The organism is Pseudomonas sp. NPDC089530, from assembly GCF_050280705.1.
In the GTDB taxonomy this organism is placed as follows: Bacteria; Pseudomonadota; Gammaproteobacteria; order Pseudomonadales; family Pseudomonadaceae; genus Aquipseudomonas.
In genome coordinates this window covers 1-3,937 of sequence record NZ_JBNNVU010000178.1, presented here as the reverse complement: position 1 = coordinate 3,937, position 3,937 = coordinate 1, and the positions used below count along the sequence as shown (strand labels likewise).

1 protein-coding gene and 3 pseudogenes are annotated in these 3,937 nt (G+C 60.1%); 2 read left to right on the top strand and 2 right to left on the bottom strand.

Going from position 1 to position 3,937, the window contains the following annotated elements:
* Window positions 1–93 (bottom strand): annotated as a pseudogene (locus ACQKQA_RS29840) (hypothetical protein); the annotation flags it as partial.
* A 393-nt stretch (window positions 94–486) separates the two neighbouring features.
* On the opposite strand from ACQKQA_RS29840, the gene dnaG reads away from it, so the two are divergent.
* Together dnaG and ACQKQA_RS29830 are read left to right on the top strand one after the other, a co-directional pair.
* Window positions 487–2,451: a DNA primase gene (gene dnaG / locus ACQKQA_RS29835; RefSeq protein ID WP_427564746.1), complete on the top strand. Its 1,965-nt coding sequence runs from the start codon at window positions 487–489 to the stop codon at window positions 2,449–2,451.
* 67 nt (window positions 2,452–2,518) lie between these two features.
* A pseudogene (locus tag ACQKQA_RS29830) lies at window positions 2,519–3,844 on the top strand (sigma-70 family RNA polymerase sigma factor); the annotation flags it as partial.
* On the opposite strand, the pseudogene ACQKQA_RS29825 reads toward ACQKQA_RS29830, so the two are convergent.
* Window positions 3,843–3,937 (bottom strand): annotated as a pseudogene (locus ACQKQA_RS29825) (hypothetical protein); the annotation flags it as partial. The pseudogenes ACQKQA_RS29830 and ACQKQA_RS29825 sit on opposite strands and share 2 nt — an antisense overlap.

Sequence of the window (3,937 nt, the reverse complement as noted above, 5' to 3'; positions counted from 1 at the left end):
CTGCGGCGTTTCGACAAACTCGGCAATCGTGCGTTTGCCCATCACATGACCGATATGGTTGATCACCTCGACCATCGCGTGATTGATCGGGTCGTTTGATGCTTCACCGTCAACGTCGCGCAAGCGGCTGAGACAATCCGCTTCATCACGTCAGACCTGGCTTCTGCCAGCAGTGCACGTCTCTTCTGACGAGCCTTCCAAGGCTACTGACGAGCACACTTTTCTGATTATCAACAGACTCGGCCCAAGGCGCCCTTCCCCAGCGCCCGCTTGTGAGCCATCCGCGAGCTGTTGGATCAGAGCAACACCTTCAAATAGTCGAAGACTGATTGGAACTAACGTCAGTGGACTTTCGGCAGATACACTTCCCGATAGCGATCAAGCCCACGACAGAGGGTCGAACGCACAGCCGTTGCGTCTCGAACAGCCCACTTTCGAAGCCTTCGCATGGGTCCATTCCTTTCGCGCAGTGATGACGAGAACGCCATGGCCGGGCTGATTCCCCAGAGCTTTATTGACGACCTTCTGAACCGCACCGACATAGTCGATGTCGTCAGCTCGCGCCTGCAGATGAAGAAAGCCGGCAAGAACTTCACCGCCTGCTGCCCGTTCCACAAGGAAAAGACCCCCTCCTTCAGTGTCAGCCCCGACAAGCAGTTCTACTACTGCTTCGGCTGCGGCGCAGGCGGGAATGCCCTCGGCTTCATCATGGACCACGACAACCTGGACTTTCCCCAGGCGGTCGAGGAATTGGCCAAAGCCGCCGGCATGGAAGTCCCCCGCGAGGAAAGCGGGCGCTCGCACAAGCCCCGGCAACCGACCGATTCGCCGCTCTACCCGCTGCTCACCGCCGCCGCGGACTACTATCGCCAGGCCCTGAAAAGCCACCCGGCCCGCAAGGCAGCGGTCGACTACCTCAAAGGCCGCGGCCTGACCGGCGAGATCGCCCGCGATTTCGGCCTCGGCTTCGCTCCACCTGGCTGGGACAACCTGTTCAAGCACCTGAGCAGCGACACCCTGCAGCAGAAAGCCATGATCGACGCCGGCCTGCTGATCGAAAACGCCGAAACCGGCAAGCGCTACGACCGCTTCCGCGACCGAGTGATGTTTCCGATCCGCGACAGCCGCGGCCGGATCATCGCCTTTGGTGGCCGCGTACTGGGCGACGACAAGCCGAAGTACCTGAACTCGCCGGAAACCCCAGTGTTTCACAAGGGCCAGGAGCTTTACGGCCTGTTCGAAGCCCGCAAGAACAACCGCAACCTCGACGAAATCATCGTCGTCGAAGGTTATATGGACGTAATCGCTCTCGCCCAGCAGGGTCTGCGCAACGCTGTCGCAACCCTGGGCACCGCCACTAGCGAAGAACACCTCAAGCGCCTGTTCCGCATCGTGCCCAGCGTCCTGTTCTGCTTCGACGGCGACCAGGCCGGGCGCAAGGCCGCTTGGCGCGCACTGGAGGCGACCCTTTCCAGCCTGCAGGACGGTCGTCGGGCGCGCTTTCTGTTTCTTCCCGAAGGCGAAGACCCAGACACCCTGGTCCGCTCCGAGGGTACGGACGCCTTTCGCGCCCGCATCAATCAACACGCGCAACCGCTGGCCGACTACTTCTTCCAGCAACTGACCGACGAAGCCGATCCGCGCTCCCTCGAGGGCAAGGCCCACTTGGCCACCCTGGCTGCCCCCTTGATCGACAAGGTTCCGGGGGCCAATCTGCGGACCCTGATGCGCCAGCGCCTCAGCGAGATCACCGGACTCAACAACGAGACCGTCAGTCAGCTGGCGCACAACGCACCGCCAGAGGCGCCTCCGATATACGACGCCGGCATCGACTACGACGCGATGCCAGACTTCGCGGACTACCACGAGCCGCAAGAAGCCTACGTGCCGCAACAGGAATGGACGCCGAAAAAAGGCGGTTCGGGCGGTAAAAAGTGGGAAAACAAACCTTGGGACAAAAAGGGCAAGCGTAACGGCGACCGCGATCAGCCACGTGCCCCGCGCATTCCGGCCGCCGTTGAACCCCCGACATTGTCAGCCCTTCGAACACTGCTGCATCACCCGCAACTGGCTGAAAAAGTTGAAGACGCCGGGCATTTTGCCGCCGACGACAACACCAATACCCAGCTGCTGGTCGCCCTGATCGAAGCCGTTCAGAAAAATCCTAAGCTACGCTCTATTCATCAGCTCCTGGCGCGTTGGCACGGCACCGAACAGGGCCGCCTGATCAAGGCGCTGGCGGAAAAGGAGTGGCTGATTGAGGGCGACAACCTTGAACAACAGTTTTTCGACACCATTAAAAGCTTGTCCGCTCGTCAACGTGAGCGTGTTTTGGAACAACTTCTTAGGAAATCGCGTCAAAGCGAGTTGAGTGGCGAAGAAAAAATTCAGCTACTTGAGCTTTTAAAACGCAATGTTCCCGCATCAAACCCGACCTCAACTGGCGCGTGAGGTCATAGCTCGGGTATAATCCTCGGCTTGTTTTTTGCCCGCCAAGACCTTCAGTGGATAGGGTGTTATGTCCGGAAAAGCGCAACAGCAGTCTCGCCTCAAAGAGTTGATCAGCCGTGGTCGTGAGCAGGGTTACCTGACTTACGCGGAGGTCAACGACCACCTGCCGGAGGATATTTCAGATCCGGAACAGGTGGAAGACATCATCCGCATGATCAACGACATGGGGATCAACGTATTCGAGAGTGCTCCGGATGCGGATGCCCTTTTGTTGGCCGAAGCCGATACCGACGAAGCAGCAGCTGAAGAAGCCGCCGCAGCGTTGGCGGCTGTGGAAACCGACATTGGTCGCACTACCGACCCAGTGCGTATGTACATGCGCGAAATGGGCACGGTAGAGCTGCTCACACGTGAAGGCGAAATCGAAATCGCCAAGCGTATCGAAGAGGGCATCCGTGAAGTGATGGGCGCAATCGCGCACTTCCCTGGCACGGTCGAGCACATCCTCTCCGAATACAATCGCGTCACCACCGAAGGTGGTCGCCTGTCCGACGTCCTGAGCGGTTACATCGACCCGGACGACGGCATCACGCCGCCTGCCGCCGAAGTGCCGCCGCCTGTCGACTCCAAGGCCGCAAAAGCGGACGACGACAACGATGACGAAGACGCCGAAGCCAGTGACGACGAAGAAGAAGCCGAAAGCGGCCCGGATCCGATCATCGCGGCCCAGCGCTTCGGCGCCGTTGCCGAGCAGATGGAAATCACTCGCAAGGCGCTGAAAAAGCACGGTCGTGAACACAAGCAGGCCCTGGCCGAAATGCTGGTGCTGGCCGAACTGTTCATGCCGATCAAGCTGGTTCCGAAGCAATTCGAAGCCCTGGTCGAACGTGTTCGCAGCGCCCTGGATCGCCTGCGCCAGCAAGAGCGCGCGATCATGCAACTCTGCGTCCGCGATGCCCGCATGCCACGTGCCGACTTCCTGCGCCAGTTCCCTGGCAATGAAGTGGACGAAAGCTGGTCCGACGCCCTGGCCAAAGGCAAGGCCAAGTACGCCGAAGCCATCGGCCGCCTGCAACCGGACATCATCCGTTGCCAGCAGAAGCTGACTGCGCTCGAGGCCGAAACCGGCCTGACGATCGTCGAGATCAAGGACATCAACCGTCGCATGTCGATCGGCGAGGCCAAGGCCCGTCGCGCGAAGAAAGAGATGGTCGAAGCCAACTTGCGTCTGGTGATCTCCATCGCCAAGAAGTACACCAACCGTGGCTTGCAGTTCCTCGACCTGATCCAGGAAGGCAACATCGGCTTGATGAAAGCGGTAGACAAGTTCGAATACCGCCGTGGCTACAAGTTCTCGACCTATGCCACCTGGTGGATCCGTCAGGCGATCACTCCAGGCCCAGGCCGGAGGTATAAGGCCGGCGCCCGATAGCCACCAGCACATAGTCGGCTTCCAGCAGCTCCGCGCTGCCGCCCGCCGCCGGTT